Origin of the sequence: Streptomyces sp. NPDC091377 (genome assembly GCF_044757045.1) — a bacterium.
Classification (GTDB): domain Bacteria; phylum Actinomycetota; class Actinomycetes; order Streptomycetales; family Streptomycetaceae; genus Streptomyces.
The window spans coordinates 80302-102960 of sequence record NZ_JBIVUE010000005.1; the positions used below are offsets into that span (position 1 = coordinate 80302).

Here is a 22659-nt window from a genome sequence, read left to right on the forward strand (position 1 = left end):
CGGCCCGGCGGGGCTCAGCCCTGCTGGAACAGCTCGGCCGGGAGCGGCTTCAGCAGGGCGTACAGGTCGTCGGTGATGGGGCGGTCCCAGGCGGCGATGGTGACGAGGACACCGTCGCTGCGGTCGAACTGGACGCAGGAGATCCGGCCCTCGGAGAGCTTGATCCGGCGCACGATCAGAAGGTTGTCGCCCTGCATCACCGGGACGTCCTCGGTGCCGGTGACGGTGACCTCCTCCTCGTTCTCCAGCGCGAGCAGGAGCTGGGCCACCTCGAAGGGGACCTGGCCCTCGGCGACGTCACGGGCCGGGGAGCCCTCGGGGAGATTGCCGATGATCATCGCGGGGCCGCGCCCGCCGAACAGGTCGTAGCGCAGGAAGACACCCTGGCAGCTGCCGTCGGGCGCGGGCAGCAGCCCGGCACCGAGGTTGCCGGGCCAGTCGCCCGGATCCATGGCCAGCACATCGAAATCGGGCCCGGCGGGAGTGGCACTACGGCGGCGGAGGAACGACATGCGGCCATGGTACGTGTCCCACCCCACATCGCGACGCGTGGGCCGCCGACGGACGGGCGGCGGGGCGGGCGCGCTCCCGGGTGGCGCGCCCGCGCGGCGGTGGGGCCGGGAGGGTCATTCCTCCAGCGGCTCCGCGGGGATCACCGCGACGGGGCTCGCGGCGTGCAGCAGGACGGCGTGGGTGACGGAGCCGAGCATCGGGGCGGGGGCCAGGAGGCGGCGCCGGTGGCGGCCCACGACGGTCAGTTCGGCGTCCTTGGAGGCGGCGACGATATTGCCGGCCACGTCGCCGGGGACGGTGAAGAGGTCCGCGCGCACGGCGGGGTGGCGCTCGCGGTGGGCGGCCAGGCTGCCCTCGGCGAGGGTGCGGGTCTCGCTCGCGATGGCCTCCTGGTCGAGCGCGGGCGGGAGGATCTCGCCGGGGGTGTTCCAGGTCTGGATGGGCCAGGGGTAGCCGGCCACCACATGGAGGCGGGCGTCGCGCCGGGCGGCCTCCGCGAAGGCGAAGGCGAGGGTGGAGTCGTCGGGGCTGTCGACGTTCAGGCCGACGACCACCCGGCGTCCGGGCTCGACCTCGGGGGCGTCGTCCACCGTGCGGTCGGGGCGGGGCACGACGACCACCGGGCAGGGCGCGTCCCGGGAGACGGCGACACCGTTGGAGCCGAGCAGCAGACTGGCGAAGCCGCCGCGCCCCCGGGAGCCGAGGACGATCAGCTGGGCGGAGTCGCCGAGTTCGGGCAGCGCCACGCCGACGGCGCCGTCGATGCCGAGGTACTCGGTCTCCGGCACCTCGCCCCGCCGGGCGAGATGGGCGCGTACGTCGTCCAGCACCTGGTCCTCGACATCGCCGGGCGGCACCGTCACGGGGGCGCCGGGCTGGGTCCAGGCCGCGTACTGGCGCACATGGACCACACGCAGCGGCGCCGCCCGCCTGCGGGCGGCGTCCACGGCCCAGTCCAGGGCACGCAGACTGTCCTCGGATCCGTCGACCGCCGCGATGACCGGCAGCTCGCTCATGGTCCTCACCTCCGGAGTACAACCTTCCACTTCCTGGGGTCCGCCTGAGTCAGGCATCGCCCCAGGAAGGGTTGCACGGTCGGGTGTCCATGATCGGAGGCGCCCCGCCCGATCCGCCGGACGGGCCTGCGGGTAAGGTGCGCGCGTTCCGAGGTGCGCGCGCGGGGCTTTGCGCGCAGGTCAGGTGAGGTCGAACTCCCCTTCCCGCGCTCCTGACACGAAGGCGCCCCACTCCGCGGGTGTGAAGATCAGGGAGGGGCTCTCGGGGCGGTCGCTGTTGCGCATCGCGATGAAGCCTTCGACGAAGGCGATCTGGACATCCCCCAAACCATGGCTGCTGGACTGCCACTCCGCGTTGCTGAGGTCCAGTTCCGGCTTGCCCCAGCCCGTGCGCGGCGTGTACTGGGCGGTGGTCTCGGTCACGTGCGTGCTCCTCCCGGTTCCGTCGTCCGCGGCTCAGCCTAGCGATCGCATCCCGGGGCCGACAGGCCGTGTGAGGGGATGGGTCAGCGCTCCGGGGGCCGGTCGCCGACGAGCCACATGGAGAAGAACTGCGAGCCGCCGCCGTAGGCGTGTCCGAGCACCCGGCGGGCCCCGTCGACCTGGTGCTCGCCCGCCTGTCCGCGGACCTGGAGCGCGGCCTCGGCGAAGCGGATCATGCCGGAGGCGCCGATGGGGTTGGTCGAGAGCACCCCGCCGGACATGTTGACCGGCAGATCGCCGTCGAGTTCGGTCACGCCGGACTCGGTGAGCTTCCAGCCCTCGCCCTCGGCGGCGAAGCCGAGGTTCTCCAGCCACATCGGCTCGTACCAGGAGAACGGCACGTACATCTCGACGGCGTCGATGTCCCGGCGCGGGTCGGTGATCCCGGCCTGCCGGTAGACGTCGACGGCGCAGTCCTTGCCTGCCTGCGGGGAGACGAAGTCCTTGCCCGCGAACATGGTCGGCTCGCTGCGCATGGCGCCGCCCAGCATCCAGGCGGGCGGGTGCGGGGCGCGGGCGGCCCCGGCCCGGTCGGTGAGGACCATCGCGCAGGCACCGTCGGAGGACGGGCAGGTCTCCGAGTAGCGGACGGGGTCCCAGAGCATCGGCGAGGACCGGACCTTCTCCAGGGTGATGCCGTGCTCGTGGAGGTGGGCGTAGGGGTTCTTGAGCGCGTTGCGGCGGTCCTTGTAGGCGACGAGGGAGCCGATGGCGTCGGGGGCTCCGCTGCGCCGCATGTAGGCGCGTATGTGCGGGGCGAAGAAGCCGCCCGCGCCGGCCAGCAGCGGCTGCTGGAAGGGGATGGGCAGGGACAGTCCCCACATGGCGTTGGACTCGGACTGCTTCTCGAACGCGAGGGTGAGCACGGTGCCGTGGACACGGGCGGCGACCAGTTGCGCGGCGACGAGGGCGGTGGAGCCGCCGACGGAGCCGGCGGTGTGCACCCGCAGCATCGGCTTGCCGACCGCGCCGAGCGCGTCCGCGAGATACAGCTCGGGCATCATGACGCCCTCGAAGAAGTCGGGCGCCTTGCCGATGACGACGGCGTCGATGTCGGCCCACGCCGACCCGGCGTCGTCCAGGGCGCGTCGCGCGGCCTCGCGGACCAGTCCGGCGATCGACACGTCCCGACGGGCGGCGACGTGCTTGGTCTGGCCGATGCCGACGACGGCCACGGGCTCCTTGCTCATCGCGGATCCCCTTCGAGTACGGCGACCAGGTTCTGCTGGAGACAGGGGCCGGAGGTGGCGTGGGCGAGGGCCCGGTCGGAATCGCCCCGGTGGATCGCCGCGGCGGCCTCGCCGATCCGGATCAGCCCGGCGGCCATCACCGGGTTGGCGGCGAGCGCGCCGCCGGAGGGATTGACCCGTACGTCGTCGCCGAGCCGCAGCGCCCTGCGCAGGACGATCTCCTGGGAGGTGAAGGGCGCGTGCAGTTCGGCGGTGTCCACGGGCCGGTCGAAGGCGCCCGCGCGTGCGGCGGCGAGGCGGGTGGACGGCGAGTCGGTGAGGTCGCGCACGCCCAGGCTGTGGGCCTCGATGCGATGGTCGAGACCGCGGATCCAGGCGGGCCGCGCGCACAGGTCGCGGGCGCGGGCACCGGCGGCGAGGATCACCGCGGCGGCGCCGTCGCCGACGGGCGGGCAGTCGCCGGTGCGCAGCGGCCGTACGGCGTACTCCCCGTGCGGGACCGGGCCGCTGAGCTGGGCGTGCGGATTGGCGGTGGCGTCGGCGCGGCTGCGGGCGGCGACGGCGGCGAGGGCCGGTTCGTCGGTGGCGCCGGTGTCGATGAGGGCCTGGGCCTGGAGGGCGGCGAGGGCGATCGCGTCGGGCCACAGGGGGGCGACGTAGTACGGGTCGAGCTGACGGGTGAGGACGTCGCGCACGGAGCCGGGCGAGGACTTGCCGTAGGCGTAGACGAGGGCGGTGTCGGTCTCCCCGGTGAGGAGTTTGGTCCATGCCTCGTGGAGCGCCCAGGCGCCGTCCGTCTCGACATGGGACTCGGAGATGGGGGGCCAGGCGCCGACGCCGTCGAGGGCCATGGTGAACGAGAAGGCGCGGCCGGCGAGATAGTCGCTGGAGCCGGAGCAGGTGAAGCCGATGTCGGCGGTCTTCAGGCCGGTCGCGTCCAGCACCTGGTGCAGGACCGGCATCACCATCTCGACCTCGGAGGATTCGTCGCTGGTGCGCCGGTGGTCGGTCTGCGCGAACGCGACGACGGCGATCTCGCGCGCCGCCGGGTGCGGGTGCCCGGTCACAGCAGCTCCTTGTAGGTGTCGTAGTCCGCGTCGGGTTCGCCGGTGGGCCGGTAGTGGTCGGGGTAGCGGCTGCCGTCGGTCCACACGGGTTCGACGCGCAGGCCCATCCGTACCTGGTCGTAGGGGATGCCGCCGATGCGGCCGTGCAGGGCGAGGTCGGCGCCGTCGAGGGCGATGTGGGCGTAGACGTAGGGGACTTCGATGTCCAGGTTCGCCGTGTGGGAAGCCTTGATGTTGACGATGCAGAAGGTGGTGACGGTGCCGCGGGGGCCGGTCTCGACCTGGTCGGTGGTGGCGACACCGCAGGTGGGGCAGGCGCCGCGCGGGGGGACGTAGACCTTGTGGCAGGAGGGGCAGCGTTCGCCGACCGCGCGGTGGTCGGCGAGGGCGTGCAGATAGCGGGTGGTGGCGCGGCCGGGCGTGTAGGTGTAGTCGAGGCGGGCGGGGGCGACGATGCCGGTGACCGGGTCGGCGAAGGTGCCGGGGTGCGCGGCGGGCCGGGCAGGGCGGGCGGCCGGGCCGTCGTGGGGGTCGAAGCAGGCGATGTCGGTGATGGCTCCGGTGGGTTCGGCGGCCCAGCGGACGCGGACCCGCATCCCGGTGCGGACGGATTCGGGGCCGGGCGCGTCGAGGGCGTGCAGGAGCGCGGTGTCGGCGCCGTCGAGGCGGACGAGGACCCAGGCGAAGGGGGTGGCGAGCGGCTGGCCCCTGCGGGGCCGGTGGTTCCAGGCCCAGGTGGTGACCGTGCCGGTGGCGGCGACCTCGACCAGATCGCGGATCTCCTCGGCAGTGACGGGGTCGTACTCGACGGGCGGGACGAGGACGCGGCCGTCGCCGGTGCGGACCCCGAGGACGACCCGTTCGCGCAGCCCGGTGAGGAAGGCGCTCTGGACGGGGCCGAGGGAGCGGGTGAAGGGGAACTCGACGACCAGGGGGGCTTTGAGGATCTCGGGCACGGGACTCTCCTACGCGCGCTTGTAGACGGGAGGGCGTTTCTCCGTGAAGGCGCGGGTGCCTTCCCTGGCGTCGGCGGTGTCGAAGACGGGTCGGCCCCGGGTGAGTTCGTCGGCGAGTCCGTCGGTCTCGGTCATCTCGGCGGTGGCGTACACGGACGCCTTGACCGCCTCGACGGCGAGCGGGCCGCAGGCGTTGATCCGTTCGGCGATCTCCAGGGCCTTGGTGAGGGCCTGGCCGTCGGGGACGACCTGGCCGATCAGTCCGATGCCGGCGGCCTCGCGGGCGGTGTAGGGGCGGCCGGTGAGCAGCATCTCCAGGGCGTGGGTGCGCGGGATCTGGCGGGGCAGCCGGACGGTGGAGCCGCCGATCGGGAACAGACCGCGCCGTACCTCGAAGAGGCCGAAGGTGGCCGACTCGCCCGCGACTCTGATGTCGGTGCCCTGGAGGATCTCGGTGCCGCCCGCGACACAGGGGCCTTCCACGGCGGCGATCACCGGTTTGCGGGGGCGATGGTGGCGCAGCATCGCCTTCCAGTGCAGATCCGGGTCCTCCTTGAACCGGGCGCGGTGCTCCGGGTGGTCCTGGCCCGCCGTCCCGTCGCCGGCGAGGGCCTTGAGGTCCATGCCCGCGCAGAAGGCGCCGCCCGCGCCGGTGAGCACGATCGAGCGGATCCCGTCGTCGGCGTCGGCCCGGAGCCAGCCGTCGTACAGGCCCACCAGCATCGGCAGCGAGAGCGCGTTCCTCGCCCCGGGCCGGTTGAGTGTGAGCACGAGTGTCGCGCCCGCCCGTCGTTCGGTGAGGTGTTCCGTTCCATCCATCGACCGTCTCCCCTCGGACTCCCACCGACAGAACGAGAACAGGTTGCAGCAGCCGGGGAGTCACTTCAAGAGTTTTCTGACAGGTAGTCAGATTTCTGGTGCGCGAGCCCTTCACAGTTGGGGCGCCCTTTGCTCTGATGACCGGCAACCCGGGGTCCGGCGTCAGGAGGAGCGGTGGAATACAACCTTGCCGACCTGTTCGAGTCGGTCGTGGACGTGGTCCCGGACCGTGAGGCGCTGGTCCACATCGACCGTCCGGGCACGGGCGCGGAGCGCCGGCTGACCTACGCCGCACTCGACGCGGCGGCCAACCGCGTCGCCCACCATCTCCTGGACAGCGGTGTCCGGCCGGGCGAGCACCTCGGCCTGCACCTCTTCAACGGCGTCGAGTACCTCCAGACTGTACTGGGCTGCCTCAAGGCCCGGATCGTGCCGGTGAACGTCAACTACCGGTACGTGGAGGAGGAACTGGCCTATCTCTACCAGGACGCCGATCTCGTGGCGCTGGTCTACGACGCGGAGTTCGGGGACCGGGTGGCGGCGGCGCTGCCGAGGGCGCCGAAGGTGCGGCAGGTGCTGCGGGTGGGTGCGGGCGGCGACGACGCCGGTCCCGGCACACCGTTCGCGCAGGCGGAGGCCGCCGCCCCGGCCGAGCGGGACTTCCCGCGGCGGTCGGCCGACGACCAGTTCATCATCTACACCGGCGGCACCACGGGCATGCCGAAGGGGGTGATGTGGCGCCAGGAGGACCTCTTCTTCTCAGGGCTGGGCGGTGGGGCGCCGACCGGAGAGCCGGTGCAGCGGCCCGAGGAACTGGCCGAGCGGGTCGCCGCCGGGGGCGAGGGCATCACGTTCTTCCCGACGGCCCCGCTGATGCACGGCACCTCCACCCTGACCGCGTTCATCGGCTTCGACTTGGGGCAACGGGTCGTGGTGCACCGCAAGTTCGTGCCCGTGGAGGTGCTGCGGACGATCGAGAAGGAGCGGGTCACCAGCGTGTCCCTGGTCGGGGACGCGATGCTGCGCCCGCTGATCGACGCGCTGAACGGGCCGATGAAGGGCACGGACTGCTCCTCGCTGTTCAGCGTCTCCTCCTCCGGGGCGATCATGTCGGAGACCGTGCGGCGGCAGTTCCTCGCACTCGTCCCGAACGTCATGCTGCTCAACAACTTCGGGTCCTCCGAGTCCGGTTTCAACGGCACCGCGACCGAGGACTCCGGGCCCGAGCGCGGCTTCCGCATCCGCGTCAACTCCCGTACCCGGGTGGTGGATCCGGCGACGTACGAGCCGGTGGCGGTCGGTGAGGTCGGCCGGATCGCCCAGCGCGGCCATGTCCCGCTCGGCTACTACAACGACCGGCGGAAATCCGCCGAGACCTTCTTCCAGAAGGACGGTCAGCGCTGGGTGCTGCTGGGGGACATGGCCACGGTGGACGCCGAGGGCGTGGTCACCGTCCTCGGCCGGGGCTCGCAGTGCATCAACACCGGGGGCGAGAAGGTGTACCCGGAGGAGGTCGAACAGGCCCTCAAGTCCCACCCCGATGTGTACGACGCCCTGGTGGCCGGGGTGCCGGACCCGCGGTGGGGCAACCAGGTGGCGGCGGTGGTGCAGCTACGGGAAGGGGCGGCGCCGCTGTCCCTGGAGGAGGTGCAGCGCCACTGCCGGACCCTGCTGGCCGGCTACAAGGTCCCCCGGCAACTGGTACTGACCGAGGCGATCCGACGCTCGCCGAGCGGCAAGGCGGACTACCGATGGGCCCGCGAGGTGGCGGCGACGGCGACGGGGTGATTCCGGGGCGGTCGAAGGGGTTGTGGGGGGCGTGGGGGTCGTGGGGTGGCGTGGGTGGGGCGCGGCCGGCGGGCAACGGAGGGTCACCGGCGCAGGCCGCCCGGTCTGTCACCGGCGTGGGTGTCCTCGTAAGGACGTCAGGACCAGGCGGCCGTATCGGGTCGTGAGGGCGGCTCCCGTGACGGCGAGGGCCGCGCCGAGGGCGGTCAGCAGATGCCAGGGGTTGTCGTCGCCCAGTACCTGGAGGATCGACAGGGCGGTGCCCAGCGGCAGGCCCAGCACCGTGAGGACCCCGAGCGCGCCGGCGATCTGCTGGCTCTCGCGGGTCTGCACCAGCCGGCTGTAGTCGGCGGCCTCGGAGAGGATGTCCGCGAACAGGTCGGGGAGCCGGTGCTGGGTGTGGAAGGCGCGGAGCACCCCGTCGGCGGGGCCGTGCACATTCTGGTGGCGCCGCCAGTACGCGCTGCGGAACGCGGCGATGTCGGCCTCCAGGGCGGCCACCCGCCGGGCGAGTCCGGGGCCGGTGTCGAAGACGGTGGAGAGCTGGTCGCCGAGGGCGTCGATGTGATCGCGCTGGACCATGCCGAGGAGCAGCGCGTCCAGGTGGACCGAGCGGACCAGGCCCTGGGCGAAGCCGTAGAAGTCGCCTTCGCCCCGGTCGGGCCGGTGGCCCAGGTAGGCGGCGCCGTGCCGGCCGACCAGCGCGCTCCAGTCGGCGGATATCCGGATGGCTTCCTGTGCGATGCGCTCCAGGCGCTGCGGGGTGAGCGGGATGTCCCGCTCGGTCGCGCGGGCGGCGAGCGAGTGGAGCCGGCGGTCGGCGTCGGCGGACGGCCGGTCGCCGTCGGGCGGGGCGGCCGGGTGGGCGGGGCCGGGGGTGAAGAACGCGACGGTGTAGGGGCGGGCGAGGGCGAAGGGCGCCCGGGGCGGGCTGGTGTCGGCGGCACCGCGGAACAGCACGGCCGGGTCCAGGGCTCCGGTCAGCGGGTCGGGGAGCGCGCCGGGCCGGTGGCCTATGGCCCGGAGCACCGGCAGCAGCGCGGGGCCGGTGACGTCGAGGTGGAGCAGGCCGAGGCCGCTGCGCGGGGCGCCCGGTACGGCGGTGCCGAGCAGCTCCAGACCGCACAGGGTGAGCGGGCCCGCGGTCACGGACGCCGTACGGTGCCAGCGGCGGTCGTAGAGGGCGCGGGCCACCGCCGGGGCGAAGTACGGGCGGCGGCGCTCGGCGTCCCAGTCGCGCTCCCCGCCGGGGAAGGGCAACGGCCCGCGCGCCCAGTCCGGTTCCCCCGCCAGGAAGACCGGCAGGACGACCGAGACGCTCTGCCGTACGCCCGTCGCCATCGCTGTCGCTGTCGCCGTCGCGGTCGCGGTCGCTGTCGCGCTGCTCGGCTCGTCGTTCACCTGTGGCTCGTTTCGGTGGGAGAAAGGGTCCCGGGTCAGTGTGAGAAGCGGTCGCGCAGCTCGCGCTTCAGGATCTTGCCGCTGGCGTTGCGGGGCAGGGCGTCCACGAAGACGACCCGCTTGGGGGCCTTGAAGGGGGCGAGCCGGTCGCGGGCGTGGGCGATGAGGTCCGCTTCGGAGACCTCGCCGCGGGCGACGACCACCGCCGTGACCGCCTCGATCCACCGCTCGTCGGGCAGCCCGACGACGGCGACCTCGGCCACCGCCTCATGGGTGTGGAGGGCGTCCTCGACCTGGCGTGAGGCGACCATGACGCCACCGGAGTTGATGGCGTCCTTGATCCGGTCGACGATGGTGAAGTAGCCGTCGATGTCCTTCACGGCCAGGTCACCGGAGTGGAACCAGCCGTCGCGGAACGCCTCTTCGGTCTCCTCGGGCTTGCCCCAGTAGCCCTCGCACAGCTGCGGTGAGCGGTAGACGATCTCGCCGGGGGTGCCCGCGGGCACCTCGGCGCCGGCCTCGTCCACCACCCGTGCGTCCACGAAGAGCACGGGACGGCCGCAGGAGTCCATCCGGCCCTCGTGCTCGTCGGGGCCGAGCACGGTGGCGAGCGGGCCGATCTCGCTCTGCCCGAAGCAGTTGTAGAAGGCCAGTGCGGGCAGCCGGGCGCGCAGCCGCTCCAGCACGGGCACCGGCATGATCGAGGCCCCGTAGTACGCCTTGCGGAGCCCGCCGAGGTCGCGGGTGGCGAAGTCGGGCCGGCCGGCCAGGGCGATCCACACGGTCGGCGGGGCGAACAGGCTGTCCGCGCGGCCCTGTTCGATCAGGTCGAGGATCCGGTCGCCGTCCGGGGCGTCCAGGATGACATTGGTGGCGCCGACCGCGAGGTACGGCAGCAGGAACACATGGGTCTGCGCCGAGTGGTAGAGCGGCAGCGAGTGCACCGGACGGTCCCCGGCGCTGAGGTCCAGGGCGGTGATCGCGCTCAGGTACTCGTGCACGAGGGCGCGGTGGGTCATCATCGCGCCCTTGGGCAGGGCGGTGGTGCCCGAGGTGTAAAGCAGCTGGACCAGGTCCTCGCCGGCCGCCTCCGGACCGTCGTACGGCGCCGTCCGCGGCAGTCGGGCGAGCAGCGAGCCGCCGGCGTCCCGCAGGGGCAGTGCGCGGGTCCCCGCGGGCAGCCGGTCGGTGAGGTCCGGGTCGGCGAGCACCAGGGCGCTGCCGGACTGCCCGAGCAGATAGGCGAGGTCGTCGCCCGTGAGGTTCTGGTTGACCGGGACATGGACCAGGCCCGCGCGGGCGCAGGCGAGGAAGGCGATGAGGTAGGCGTCGGAGTTGTGGCCGTAGGCGGCGACGCGGTCGCCGGGGGCGAGTCCTTCGGCGCGCAGGACGGCCGCCGCGCGGGAGACGGCCTCGTCCAGTTCCCCGTAGGTCCAGGCGCGGTCGCGGTACTCGACGGCCGTCCGGGCCGGGGTGCGGCGGGCGCTGCGCCGCAGCACCCCGTCAACCGTGCTGTGGTGTCCGGGCGTCATGAGGGTTGATCCTCAGTCCCGCACCGGGACGAGGTCAAGAGACGGGACCGGGGGCCGGACGTGCCGGTTCGCCCGCCGGGCAGCGGCCCGCGACGCGCGCCGAGCGCCTGCCGACCGAACGGCATACCCGTTGGTACGCTCAACCGCTCCTTCCCTCAACGACGTTGGGAGGCACGATGCGCGCACGTCTGGGACGGCTCACCGTCCTGGCCGCCGCCTTGATCACCGCGGCCACCGCGCTGCCCGCCGCGGCGGCTCCGGCACCGGACCGTCAGGAGGACCGCCCCACGCACGGCGGGCTGTCCGCCGTCATCCGCTACACCGAGTACGGCATCCCGCACATCGTCGCGCGTGACTACGCGGACCTCGGCTTCGGCACCGGCTGGGCGCAGGCCGCCGACCAGGTGTGCACCCTCGCCGACGGCTTCGTGACCGTACGCGGCGACCGCTCCCGGTACTTCGGTGCCGACGCCCCCGCCGATCCGGCGCTGTCCTCGGCCCGGCGCAATCTCTCCAGCGACCTGTACTTCCGCGGGGTCCGGGAGGCCGGCACGGTGCAGCGGCAGTTGGCCACACCGGCGCCCGCCGGACCGAGCCGGGACGCGAAGGACCTGATGCGCGGGTTCGCGGCCGGGTACAACGCCTGGCTGAAGCAGAACCGGATCACCGACCCGACGTGCCGGGGCGCCGACTGGGTGCGGCCCGTGAGCACCTTCGACGTGGCGGTACGGGGCTACGCGCTCGCGGTGATCGGCGGCGAGGGCGGGGCCGTGGACGCCATCACGGCCGCGCGACCGCCGACGACCGCCGGGTCGGAGGAGCCGGCCGGGATCGACACCGACGCCACCGCGCGGGCCGTCCGTGAGCGGTTCGCGCGGGACCGGTCGGACATGGGTTCCAACGCCGTGGCGTTCGGCGGTGGGACCACGGCGAACGGGCGCGGGCTGCTGCTCGGCAACCCGCACTACCCGTGGCAGGGCGGGCGGCGCTTCTGGCAGGCGCAGCAGACCGTCCCCGGCCGGCTCAATGTGTCCGGGGCCACGCTGCTCGGCTCGCCGACCGTCGTCATCGGCCACAACGCGCACCTGGCGTGGAGCCACACCGTCTCCACCGGCGTTCCGCTCACCCTGCACCAGCTGACCCTGGACCCGGACGACCCGACGGTCTACGTCGTGGACGGCGACCGGGAGCGGATGACCGCACGCCGGGTGACCGTGCCGGGACAGGACGGCGAGCCGGTGACCCGGACCCAGTGGTGGACCCGCTACGGGCCGGTGATCACCTCGTTCGGCGCGTCGGTGCCGCTGCCGTGGACGCGGAGCACCGCGTACGCGCTCAACGACCCGAACACCGCGAACCTGCGGATGTCCGACACCTCGCTCGGGTTCGGCCGGGCCCGCACCACCGAAGGCGTCCTGCGGGCGCTGCGCGACACCCAGGGACTGCCCTGGGTGAACACGGTCGCCGCCGACGCGCGGGGCGGCACGCTGTTCACCCAGTCCCAGGTCCTCCCCCGGATCACGGACGACCTGGCGGCCCGCTGCTCCACGCCGCTCGGGCAGGTCACCTACCCGGCGACCGGGCTCGCGGTGCTGGACGGCTCGCGCGGCGCCTGTGCGCCCGGCCGGGACGCCGACGCCGTACAGCCCGGGATCTTCGGTCCGGCGAGGATGCCGGTGCTCAAGGACGCGCCGTACGCGGTGAACTCCAACGACAGCGCGTGGCTGGCCAACGCCGACCGGCCGGTGACGGGGTACGAGCGGGTCTTCGGGAACCAGGGCACGCCCCGCTCGCTGCGTACGCGCGGGGGGATCGAGGACGTGGCGGCGATGGCCGACCGGGGTGACCTGACCGTGCGGGACCTTCGGGAACTGCAGTTCGCGAACCGGGTGCCCGCGGGTGATCTCACCGCCGGGGACGTGGCGAGGATGTGCGCCGCGCTGCCCGGCGGTACGGCGACCGGCGGTGACGGGAAGCCCGTCGCGGTCGGCGAGGCGTGCCGGGTGCTGGAGGACTGGGACCGTACGGCGGACACGGCCAGCCGGGGCGCGCTGCTCTTCGACCGGTTCTGGCGCAAGCTGCGGGTGAACGTGGCACCCGCCCGGCTGTGGAAGGTGCCGTTCGACCCGGCCGATCCGGTGCGCACCCCGCACACGCTGGACACGGCGGCGCCGGGTGCGGCGACCGCGCTGGCCGACGCGGTCGCCGAGTTGCGGGCGGCGGGGATCGCGCTCGACGCCCGGCTCGGCGAGCATCAGACGGTGGTCCGCGGCGGAGAGCGGCTGCCGATGCCCGGTGGCACCGAGTCGTTGGGCGTGTGGAACAAGATCGAGCCGGAGTGGGACGCGGTGAACGGCGGCTACCGGGAGGTGGGCATGGGCTCCAGCTACCTCCAGGCGGTGGGCTGGGACGGCGGCCCGTGTCCGGTGGCCCGGACGCTGCTGACGTACTCCCAGTCCTCGAACCCCGCGTCACCGCACTTCGCCGATCAGACGCGGCTGTTCTCCGACGAGCGATGGGTGACGTCCCGGTTCTGCGAGAAGGACATCCTCAAGTCGCCCTCGCTGAAGGTGGTGACCGTGCGCGAGCGCCGCTGACGCGGGGCGTCCGGGGGTGCGCGAGCCCGCTGACGTCGAATGTCCGGGAGTGCGCGAGCGCCGCTGACGCCGGGCGTCCGCGGGTGCGCGTCGCTGCCACCGGGCGTCCCGTGGCGCCGGCGACGCTGACACCGGGCGTCCCGGGGCGCCGGCGACGCTGACGCCGGGCGTCCCGGGGGGCGCGGGTTCCGCCGAGCGGTGGGTGGCGGGCCCGTGCCCCTCAGCGCGTACGGCTCCCGGCGGGGCCGTACATCAGCCGTCGTAGCACCGCTTCGGCGGGGCCGCGGCGGCCGGCGCGTTCCAGGGCGTAGGCGCCCGCCACGGTGATCAGCCAGACGCCGAGGCCGAACAGGGCCATCGTGGCGCTGCCGAGGTGTTCGCCGAGGCCGAGGCCCCAGGCGGCGAGGAGCGGGGCGAAGAGCAGCGAGTGGGCGAGGTAGCAGGACATCGAGCGTTTCCCCACGGACGCCACCGCCGTCACGGCCGTGGCGCCCCGGCGGCGGGTGCGGCCGGACCACCAGTGCGCGAGGAGGGTCAGGGCGGCGACGTAGCCGATTCCGGCCGCGTTGCCGGTGACATCGCGCAGGGTGGTCAGGACCCCCGACTCGCTCTGCATGTCGGCCGGTACGTCGAGGACGCCGATGTGGGCGAGCGCGGCGGGCAGGGCGCCGAGCCAGCCGACGGCGATACCGATGACGGCGGTCCGGCGCAGCAGGCAGAGGTGGCGGCCGGGTTCCTCCAGGACGCGGTGGCGGGCCGCGAGGAAGCCCAGCAGGAACAGCACGAACGCGCCGCTGACCATGGCCAGCGGGGCGATGGCGAAGGTGAGGAACAGTCCGGTCACCGCCCGGGTCCCGGCGGCGTCGAGCCAGCTCTCCTGGTACGCGCCGTACGCCCTGTCGCCCGCGTCGCCGCCCGCGTCGCCGACGGTGGCGAGGGGGTCGCCCTGGAGCAGTGCGACGACGACGGGCGCGGCGGCGAAGAGCAGCATCAGGGCGACGGCGATGGCCGACCACACGCGGAGGGTGCGTTCGCCGCGGCGCAGGAAGGCGAAGCCGACGATCAGGCTGAGGACGCCGTAGTAGCCGAGGATGTCGCCCGCCATGAGCAGGCAGGCGTGCAGCAGGCCGATGACGATCAGCCACAGGCTGCGGCGGCGCAGGAGCTTCACGGCGTCGCGTTCGCCGGTTCCGGCGGTGGTCTGGCGGAGGTAGAGCTGCATCATGCCGTAGCCGAAGAGGAAGGCGAACAGCGGGTAGAACCGCAGGTCGAGCATGATGATCATGGTGAATTGCACGGTGTGGTCGAGCCAGGAGCCGTCTACCGGCTGCCAGCCGGCCGGGCCTCGGGGGGCGGCCCAGAGGTGGAACGCGGTGTTGGACAGGACGATGCCCAGCAGCATGATCCCGCGTGCCAGGTCGGGGGCGAGTGCCCGTTCTCCCGGCCGTACTCCCCCGCGCGCCGGGCGGCCCGCCGTCTTCGTGAGCGTCATGCCCTCACGCTAGGAAGGCGGCCCGGTGCGGCGGGATCGGCCGAAGGTCGTCGTGCGGCCGACCAAAGAATGACGTCCCGGGGCCCGTTCACGCCGATCGGCGTCCGCGTGGCACCGTCTGTCAGACCGCCCTCCGGCGGCCCTCCCAGTACGGCTCGCGCAGCCGCCTCTTGTACAGCTTGCCGTTGGGGTCGCGCGGCATCTCGGCGATGAAGTCGACGCTGCGGGGCCGTTTGTACTTGGCGAGCCGTTCGGCGCAGTGGGCGAGGAGCGACGCGGCGAGGTCGGGGCCCGGTTCCTCGCCGGGGGCGGGTTCCACGACCGCCTTGACCTCCTCGCCCCATTCGTCGTGCGGGATGCCGAAGGCGGCGGCGTCGGCGACGCCCGGGTGGGCGAGGAGCGCGGACTCTATCTCGGCCGGGTAGATGTTGACCCCGCCCGATATGATCATGTCTATCTTGCGGTCGCGCAGGAACAGGTAGCCGTCCTCGTCCAGGACGCCGAGGTCGCCGACGGTGAAGAGGTCGCCGATCCGGTTCTTACGGGTCTTGGCCTCGTCCTTGTGGTAGGCGAAGCCTCCGATGTTCATCTTCATGTATATGGTGCCGAGTTCGTCGGGCGGCAGCCGGTTGCCGTCGTCGTCGAAGACGGCGACCTCGCTGATCGGCCAGGCCCTGCCGACGGTGCCGGGCTTCTTCAGCCAGTCCTCGGCGGTCACGAACGTGCCACCGCCCTCGCTGGCGGCGTAGTACTCCTCCACGCACGGCCCCCACCAGTCGATCATCGCCCGCTTGACGTGCTCGGGGCAGGGCGCGGCGCCGTGTATGGCGTGCCGCATGGAGGAGACGTCGTAGGCCCTTCGGGTCTCCTCCGGGAGGGCGAGCAGGCGGTGGAACTGGGTGGGCACCATATGGGTGATGGTGCATTTGCGGTGGTCGATGAGGCGGAGCATCTCCTCGGGGGTCCACTTGTCCATGAGCACCAGCCGGTGCCCGACGTGGAGGGAGGCGCCGGCGAACTGGAGGACGGCCGTGTGGTAGAGCGGTGAGCCGACGAGGTGGACGTTGCCGTCGAAGGACGCGACGCCGAAGACGCCGAGGAAGCCGCCCATGTACGACTCCTCGGGGGGTTTTCCGGGCAGTGGGCGGCGTATGCCCCGGGGGCGGCCCGTCGTGCCGGAGGTGTAGTTCATGACCCAGCCGATGGTGCGGTCGGCGGGCGCGGAGTCGGGTTGTCCGTCGAGGAGTTCGGCGTACGGCCGGAAGCCCTCGATGGTGCCGACGGCGTACCGGCGGCCGGGGGCGAGGCCGGCCTCGTCGGCGGCGGCGCGGACGGGTCCGGCGAACCGTTCGTGGGCGATGAGGGCCTTGGCGCCGGAGTCGGCGACGATCCAGGCGATCTCGGGGGCGACGAAGTGGTGGTTGACGGGGACGAGGTAGAAGCCGGCCTGGGTGGCGGCGAGGTAGGCGGCGAAGAACTCGGGCCCGTTGGGCAGGGCGACGGCGAAGGAGTCGCCGCGCTCCAGACCGGCGGCGCGCAGTCCGTGCACCATGCGGTTGGCGGCGGCGTGCAGCCGCCCGGCGGTCCACTCCTCGCCGTCGGAGGCGACGAGGACGACGCGGTCGGGTTCTGCGGTGGCCTGGGCCCAGAAGCCGGTGGTGGGCTGGGTGGCGGCGGAGGTCATGACGTACCGCTCCTTCCGGCGATGCGGTTGACGCGGTCGACGGCCCGCTCGAACTCGCGGGTGAGATCGTCGAAGACCGCCCGGACACTGCGTTCGCTGGTCATACGGCCGACGATCTGCCCGACGGGGGTGCCGAGCAGCGGTTCGACCTCGTGCTTCTGGATGCGGGAGACGGCGTCGGCGACCAGCAGCCCTTGCAGGGGCATGGGCAGGGTGCCGGGACCCGCGGGGTCGTCCCAGGCGTCGGTCCACTCGGTGCGCAGTTGCCGGGCGGGTTTCCCGGTGAGGGCGCGGGAGCGGACGGTGTCGCCGGAGCCGGCGGCGAGGAGTTTGCGGGTGAGGGCGGGTGAGTGGAGGTCGGCCTCGGTGGTGGTCAGCCAGAGCGAGCCGAGCCAGGCGCCCTGGGCGCCGAGGGCGAGGGCGGCGGCGATCTGCTGTCCGCTGCCGATGCCTCCGGCGGCGAGCACCGGCAGCGGGGCGACGGCCTCGACGACCTCCGGGGTGAGGACCATCGAGGCGATCTCGCCGGTGTGGCCGCCGGCCTCGTAGCCCTGGGCCACCACGATGTCGATCCCCGCCTCCCGGTGCTTGCGGGCGTGCCGGGCGCTGCCCGCGAGCGCGGCCACCAGCACCCCGTGTCCATGGGCGCGGGCGATGACGTCGGCGGGGGGCGGACCGAGGGCGTTGGCGAGCAGCCGGATCGGGTAGTCGAAGGCGACGTCGAGCTGGCCGCGGGCGACCTGTTCCATCCAGCCGGTGATCCGCCAGCCGGCCGCCTCGCCCTCGGCCAGTTCGGGGACGCCGTGCTCGGCGAGGGTGTCCCGCACGAACGTCCGGTGCCGTTCGGGGATCATCGCCTCGACGTCGGCCTCGGTGACGCCGTCGACCTTGCGGGCGGGCATGACGACGTCGAGGCCGTAGGGCCGGCCTTCCGCGTGCGCCTCGATCCAGTCGAGGTCGCGCTTGAGGTCGTCGGGGGCGGTGTAGCGGACCGCGCCGAGCACGCCGAAGCCGCCCGCGCGGCTGATGGCCGCGGCGACGGCGGGGAACGGCGTGAAGCCGAAGACGGCGTGCTCGATTCCCAGGCGCTTGCTCAACTCCGTCTGCATGGGCGCAGAATGCCGCAGCGGGGCGAACGACGGAAGGCTATTTCTGACGCTACGTCAGATCAGTTTCGGCCCCGCTCCCCTGACAGTGCGTCAGGTGATTGACTCCACCCGCCTCATTGACACCCTCCGCACCTGACAGGAAAGTTTCACTGCGCGGGGCGGTCCCGGAAAGATACTTTCAGTTCCTGGTACGGGAGGGCGTTCGATGGACGTGGAGAAGGCGACCGGACTCACCCGCCGCCGACTGGGCCGCCGCGCCCTGCTGCTGGGTGGCGCGCTGACCCTCGCGCCGCTGCCCGCCACCGCGAGCGCCGCCCCGGCGGGAGCCCGCGGCCGGACCCTGCGCCGCGGCTCGCCCGAGCGGGCGGGCCTGCTCGCCGCGCCCTTGCGTCAACTGGTCGCCGACGCGCGGACGTTCCTCGGCCCCTCCCCCAAGCATCCCTGGTACGCGGGCGCGGTGCTGCTCGCCGGGCGCGGCGGGACCGTGGCCCTGCACGAGCCGATCGGCATGGCGGTGCGCTACGCGGCGTACGACGAGTCGACGGACACGGCGGTCGAGTTCCCGGCCGACGAGCAGCTCCCGATGACCGAGGACACCGTCTTCGACCTGGCCTCCGTCTCCAAGCTCTTCACCTCGATCCTCGCCGTGCAGCTGATCGAGCGGGGCGCGCTGGGGCTGGAGGAGCGGGTCGCCGCGCACCTCCCGGAGTTCGGGGCGGCGGGCAAGCAGGACATCACGATCCGGCAGTTGCTCACCCACACCTCGGGGTTCCGCTCGTGGATCCCGCTGTACAGCGCGCCGACCTACGAGGACAAGCTCCGGCTCATCTGGAACGAGGCGCCGCTGAACGCGCCCGGCTCCGCCTATCTGTACTCCGACCTCAATCTGATCTCGCTCCAGCTCGTCCTGGAGAAGATCACGGGGCGGGCCCTGGACACCCTGCTGCGGACCGAGATCACCGCCCCGCTCGGGATGCGCCGTACGCGGTTCAACCCGCCCGCGTCCTGGAGACCGGGGATCGCCGCCACCGAGGACGCCCGCACGCCCTGGTCGGGGCTGGAGCGGGGGCTGGTGTGGGGCGAGGTGCATGACGAGAACGCGTTCAGCCTCGGCGGGGTCGCGGGGCACGCCGGGGTGTTCTCCGACGCCTGGGACCTGGCGGTGCTCGGCCGCACCCTGCTCAACGGCGGGTCGTACGGCCGCGCCCGCATCCTGCGCCCCGAGTCGGTCGAGCTGATGTTCACCGACTTCAACACGGCGTTCCCGGGCGACGAGCACGGCCTGGGGTTCGAGCTGTACCAGCACTGGTACATGGGGGCGATGGCGACGCCCCGCACCGCCGGGCACACCGGCTTCACCGGCACCTCGCTGGTGCTCGACCCGACGACCGACTCGTTCCTCGTGCTGCTCGGCAACTCCGTGCACCCGGTGCGTAGTTGGCGTTCGGGGTCGGCCCCCCGGGTGGCGGCGGCGAACCAGCTGGCGCGGGCGGTACGGGTCCGTCCGGTGAGCGGGCGCACGGCCTGGTTCGCGGGGACGGCGAGTGACACGACGGCCACGCTGACCCTGCCCGCGCTCGACACCTCCGGCGGTGGCGGCACCCTGCGCTGCTCCCTGTGGTGGGACACCGAGCCCCGCGCCGACGTGATCGCCCTGGAGGCCACGACCGACGGCGGCGGCACCTGGCGGCCGGTGCCGTTCACCACCGACGGCCACGACGCGCACCCCTCCGGCACGGTCACCGGCTGGTCCGGCCGCGTCTGGCACCGCCTCACCGCCCCGCTCCCCGAGGCCACCGCCCTCACCCTGCGCTGGCGCTGCACGACGGACCGCCTGTACGTGGGACGCGGCGGCTACGTGGACGCCCTGCGCGTCACCACCTCCGCCGGGGTCGCCTTCGACGAGACCCGTCCGGCCGACGCGGCCCGGATCAGAGCGGTGGGGTGGACGGCGTCGGCTGACTGAGCGCTGGGGGTGTTTCCGATCGGGGCTGGTGTTTCTGGTCGGGGCGGGTGTCTGGTCGGGGCGGGTGTTTCTGATCGGGGCGGGTGCTCTGGTGGGGACTGGTGCTCTGGTGAGGACGGGTGCTCTGGTGGGGACGGGTGTTTCTGATCGCGGCGGGTGTTCTGGTTGAGGCGGGTGTTGCTGATCGGGCCGGTGGGCGGCCGTCGGTGGATCTGGGCGGGCCCGGACGGTCACCTTGACTGCACAGTCTTCACAGAATGCGTTGGAGCACTTACGGTGGGTCGCGCTGGCGCCGCGTTACGCGCCTAGAAGTTCGGTTGTCAGCGACTGTTCCTATGTGAAAGGGACATCATGGCCCGACGGAAATCGCTTCTCCTCGGCCCGTTGGCCGCCCTCTTCGCCTTGGTGCTCACTCTGACGCTTCCTCAGTCGGCGCAGGCGTGGAGCTTCACCGGCATCGTCAAGGTCAAACAGGCCGGGTCCTACTGCGTCGGGGACCAGGCGGGCATCGACCACATCACCCCGGGAACGTTCTCGGGCAACCTGGCCTACGCCGACGCCTACGCCTTCCAGGGCGACTGCGTCACGCCCGCGGTGATGGAGGCCAGGTCCCGGCTGGACGTGCGGTTCTGGAACGAGGCACAGGGTGCCTGGACCACCTGCCGGAGCACCGACTGGACCTACGGCACGACGGGCAGCGACAGGTGGGGGCCCACCGGCCCCTCGACCGTCCTGGCCTACGGCGGCCCGGTCTGCGGAGTGGGCTGGTACGCGACGCGGGCGTACGCGGAGGTCTGGTACCCCTACGTCATGGGCGGAGGGTTCTGGACCGGCGGCAGCACCACCTCCGCCTACGAATGGGTGGACGTCAGCGGCTGACCACGCACCACCGCACCGGGGAAGGGCTCCCTGCCACGAACTCCGCCCAGCCGCTCACCCCTTTGCCTGCGAAGGCAGCCCTGCCGACGGGATCACGCGTCTCCCGCGCAGGGGGAAAGGGCGCGAGCAGAGGAGCCCCGGGGGATTCCGTACGGGGCGATTCAAGGGTCCGGAGAATCTCCGGTTTCGCTGACGCGCCACAATCCTCGTCACCGGACGGATGGGCGAGGAATCACTGAGTGAAAGATGAGGGATTCCATGAAGATGAGACATTTATTAGCTGTGCTCTTCGTCACGCTTGCTGTGGCGTGCGGGGTGCAGTTCGCCGTTGCCAGCCCGGGCGCCGAGGTGGCCGAGCCGAGCACCGAAACCAGTGGTCAGCAGTTCGCTCTTCCGCATGTTCCCACTCCGCTGCGCGCTCAAGTTCTTGCTCCGCTGGAGACGGGTGGTGTGACCAAGGAGCAGAATGTCGATGCGAACCGAAACAGCTCGTCACCGCAAGTGACCTACGGCCTGTCGCAGGCACTCAAGAACAATGCCACTCTCAGCGAGCTGGTCAAGAAAGGAGCCTGCGTCTGGAACAAGGCTCTCGGCACCCCCTGCGACTCGTCCGCATCATTCCTTGTCGAAGGTGTGCAGCCCTTTTCCTCGGGGCCACGGGCAGGCATCGAAATCGACGCGGAAGACCTCGGGCCGTCCACACGAGGATCAGCCTCGACGGGCTGCTCGGCTACGGAATGCAAGAGTTTCATGAGCCTGTCGACAACACTGCTGAAGAACGACACAGACGGCGTGCGGACAGTAGTGCACGAATTCGGTCACACCTTCAGTCTCGATCACGGGGTCGAGAGCGACTCCCTCTTCGTCACATCGAGTAATACATTCTGGAAGTCCACGCTCTGGGCGGATTGCCGGGCAGTGATGGCGTATCGAGATTTTAATTGCAGCGGCACGCCGCTCACCGATACCCCGACGGACTATGAGACAGAATGCGTGAAGTCTGTCTACAAGTTCACCACGGCACAGTCCGGCCCTGCTTGCCAGGTCAGCCCGCTGATCGGCCGCACGACCTCGGAAGCGGACGGTTCTGTGAAAGTCGCCGTGAGCTACAAGTGCGACGACGTCGACTTGAGATCCCTTGAGGTCTCGGTGACGCAAGCGCCCAGCAAGGCAACGGGTAGTGCCAGTGTTCGGGTGACCTGTGACGGGAATCCGCAAATCGCATCTGTCAATGTCATATCCACCAGGACGGCTTTCGGCACCGGGAAAACGGGTGTGACAGCTCACCTCGTCGACGTCACCGGGAAAGTAAAAGGAAGTTCCGCCTTCCGAGACATGAACAGTATTCCATCCGCAGGCTAGCCCGGGTTTCGTATGACTCGCCCGGTCCGCTCTCGCCGTACTTCGGCGAGCCAACGTCTCTAGCGAGAAAGCTCGACCGGCCAGGGCAGGTCACGGAAATGGGAACGATTCAGTCTGGAGAGAAGATGAAGCCCACACGATTCATCATTGCCGCGGTTCTGGCTCTGGCCAGCACACTTCCGCTGGCAGCCACGACACAGACCGCGGCCGCCCCCAACCCCAGGCCCGGGAACGGCGCGAAGACCCCGCTCGACCCAGCGGCACTGCAGAACGGGGTCCGGCAGGTCACGGCAAAACTGGGCACGGCTGTCGCCGCGAACGCCAAGGCCACGACGGCTGCGAATGCCGCCTTCGCGAACTGGGAGACCGCGCTGGGCAAGCCCGGATTCTTCAAGTTGGACGCGACTCAGAAAGACCCGAACTGGCCCTACGCACAGGTCCCCGGGATCAACATCGTCTTTACCCGGGACGGATTTGTGCCCGCTCACGCTCTGGCCCGGCCGACCCTTTCCCCGTGCCACGAGTACGAATCAAAGTGCACCCCCAGCCCCGATGGTGTCGCGGTCACCATCTACATCGACCGGGACCGACTGGCAAGCACGACGCCGGAGGTTCTCACCAGGGCCCTCACCCGCGAACTGGGCCGCGCGCTCGGACTGGAGTACGCCAAAGAGCCGATCAATTGCGAGCTCATGATCACTCCCAACGCGCCGCTCCCCGCCGGCTGCACACGGCCCGCGAAGCCCACCGCCCCCGAAATCACCGCCGTCAAGAACATCTACGGGCTCACATAGAGGCGCCACGC

Annotated in this window: 18 protein-coding genes; 6 read left to right on the forward strand and 12 right to left on the reverse strand. The window is 71.9% G+C overall.

Features of this window, described 5'->3' with window-relative positions:
- Nucleotides 1-14: 14 nt before the first annotated feature.
- The 7 genes from ACIQNG_RS12875 to ACIQNG_RS12905 all read right to left on the reverse strand — a co-directional run bounded on the left by ACIQNG_RS12875 (nucleotide 15) and on the right by ACIQNG_RS12905 (nucleotide 6044).
- A complete protein-coding gene (locus ACIQNG_RS12875; RefSeq protein ID WP_401435375.1) occupies nucleotides 15-512 on the reverse strand; it encodes a hypothetical protein in 498 nt (165 codons plus the stop codon).
- Nucleotides 513-626: 114 nt separating this feature from the next.
- On the reverse strand, nucleotides 627-1529 hold the full coding sequence (locus tag ACIQNG_RS12880; protein WP_401435372.1) for a universal stress protein: 903 nt from the start codon (nucleotides 1527-1529) through the stop codon (nucleotides 627-629).
- 180 nt (nucleotides 1530-1709) lie between these two features.
- A complete protein-coding gene (locus tag ACIQNG_RS12885) occupies nucleotides 1710-1952 on the reverse strand; it encodes a DUF397 domain-containing protein (RefSeq protein ID WP_401435369.1) in 243 nt (80 codons plus the stop codon).
- An 83-nt stretch (nucleotides 1953-2035) separates the two neighbouring features.
- On the reverse strand, nucleotides 2036-3202 hold the full coding sequence (locus ACIQNG_RS12890; RefSeq protein WP_401484539.1) for a thiolase domain-containing protein: 1167 nt from the start codon (nucleotides 3200-3202) through the stop codon (nucleotides 2036-2038).
- On the reverse strand, nucleotides 3199-4269 hold the full coding sequence (locus ACIQNG_RS12895) for a thiolase domain-containing protein (RefSeq protein WP_401484541.1): 1071 nt from the start codon (nucleotides 4267-4269) through the stop codon (nucleotides 3199-3201). The genes ACIQNG_RS12890 and ACIQNG_RS12895 overlap by 4 nt, the downstream gene beginning before the upstream one ends.
- Nucleotides 4266-5225, reverse strand: coding sequence for a Zn-ribbon domain-containing OB-fold protein (locus ACIQNG_RS12900; RefSeq protein ID WP_401484543.1), 960 nt, complete (start codon nucleotides 5223-5225; stop codon nucleotides 4266-4268). The genes ACIQNG_RS12895 and ACIQNG_RS12900 overlap by 4 nt, the downstream gene beginning before the upstream one ends.
- Nucleotides 5226-5234: 9 nt before the next feature.
- A complete protein-coding gene (locus tag ACIQNG_RS12905; RefSeq protein WP_401484546.1) occupies nucleotides 5235-6044 on the reverse strand; it encodes a crotonase/enoyl-CoA hydratase family protein in 810 nt (269 codons plus the stop codon).
- 174 nt (nucleotides 6045-6218) lie between these two features.
- Between ACIQNG_RS12905 and ACIQNG_RS12910 the strand changes: the two genes are divergently transcribed.
- Complete coding sequence (locus tag ACIQNG_RS12910; RefSeq protein ID WP_401484548.1) at nucleotides 6219-7832, forward strand: acyl-CoA synthetase; 1614 nt, start codon at nucleotides 6219-6221, stop codon at nucleotides 7830-7832.
- A 108-nt stretch (nucleotides 7833-7940) separates the two neighbouring features.
- On the opposite strand, the gene ACIQNG_RS12915 is transcribed toward ACIQNG_RS12910, so the two are convergent.
- Together ACIQNG_RS12915 and ACIQNG_RS12920 are read right to left on the reverse strand one after the other, a co-directional pair.
- A complete protein-coding gene (locus tag ACIQNG_RS12915) occupies nucleotides 7941-9233 on the reverse strand; it encodes a hypothetical protein (RefSeq protein ID WP_401484549.1) in 1293 nt (430 codons plus the stop codon).
- 35 nt (nucleotides 9234-9268) lie between these two features.
- On the reverse strand, nucleotides 9269-10765 hold the full coding sequence (locus ACIQNG_RS12920; RefSeq protein ID WP_401484551.1) for an acyl-CoA synthetase: 1497 nt from the start codon (nucleotides 10763-10765) through the stop codon (nucleotides 9269-9271).
- Nucleotides 10766-10941: 176 nt separating this feature from the next.
- Between ACIQNG_RS12920 and ACIQNG_RS12925 the strand changes: the two genes are divergently transcribed.
- Nucleotides 10942-13362, forward strand: coding sequence for a penicillin acylase family protein (locus ACIQNG_RS12925; RefSeq protein ID WP_401484553.1), 2421 nt, complete (start codon nucleotides 10942-10944; stop codon nucleotides 13360-13362).
- Between the two features lie 220 nt (nucleotides 13363-13582).
- Here the strand turns inward: ACIQNG_RS12925 and ACIQNG_RS12930 are convergent, their stop codons facing one another.
- The 3 genes from ACIQNG_RS12930 to ACIQNG_RS12940 all read right to left on the reverse strand — a co-directional run bounded on the left by ACIQNG_RS12930 (nucleotide 13583) and on the right by ACIQNG_RS12940 (nucleotide 17647).
- Nucleotides 13583-14854: a DUF418 domain-containing protein gene (locus ACIQNG_RS12930; protein WP_401484555.1), complete on the reverse strand. Its 1272-nt coding sequence runs from the start codon at nucleotides 14852-14854 to the stop codon at nucleotides 13583-13585.
- A gap of 121 nt (nucleotides 14855-14975) precedes the next feature.
- Nucleotides 14976-16538 (reverse strand): acyl-CoA synthetase, encoded by a 1563-nt coding sequence (locus ACIQNG_RS12935; RefSeq protein ID WP_401484557.1) that lies wholly within the window; start codon nucleotides 16536-16538, stop codon nucleotides 14976-14978.
- Nucleotides 16535-17647, reverse strand: coding sequence for an NAD(P)H-dependent flavin oxidoreductase (locus ACIQNG_RS12940; RefSeq protein WP_401435344.1), 1113 nt, complete (start codon nucleotides 17645-17647; stop codon nucleotides 16535-16537). Before ACIQNG_RS12940 ends, ACIQNG_RS12935 begins: the two co-directional genes overlap by 4 nt.
- A gap of 205 nt (nucleotides 17648-17852) precedes the next feature.
- On the opposite strand from ACIQNG_RS12940, the gene ACIQNG_RS12945 reads away from it, so the two are divergent.
- The 4 genes from ACIQNG_RS12945 to ACIQNG_RS12960 all read left to right on the forward strand — a co-directional run bounded on the left by ACIQNG_RS12945 (nucleotide 17853) and on the right by ACIQNG_RS12960 (nucleotide 22648).
- Complete coding sequence (locus tag ACIQNG_RS12945; RefSeq protein WP_401484559.1) at nucleotides 17853-19613, forward strand: serine hydrolase; 1761 nt, start codon at nucleotides 17853-17855, stop codon at nucleotides 19611-19613.
- A 351-nt stretch (nucleotides 19614-19964) separates the two neighbouring features.
- The gene (locus ACIQNG_RS12950) at nucleotides 19965-20492 is read left to right on the forward strand and encodes a hypothetical protein (protein ID WP_401484561.1); all 528 of its coding nucleotides are present in this window, start codon (nucleotides 19965-19967) and stop codon (nucleotides 20490-20492) included.
- Nucleotides 20493-20750: 258 nt separating this feature from the next.
- Complete coding sequence (locus tag ACIQNG_RS12955; RefSeq protein WP_401484563.1) at nucleotides 20751-21854, forward strand: hypothetical protein; 1104 nt, start codon at nucleotides 20751-20753, stop codon at nucleotides 21852-21854.
- 98 nt (nucleotides 21855-21952) lie between these two features.
- Entirely contained in the window at nucleotides 21953-22648 is a 696-nt protein-coding gene (locus ACIQNG_RS12960; protein ID WP_401484565.1) for a hypothetical protein, read from the forward strand.
- The last annotated feature ends 11 nt before the right edge of the window (nucleotides 22649-22659 follow it).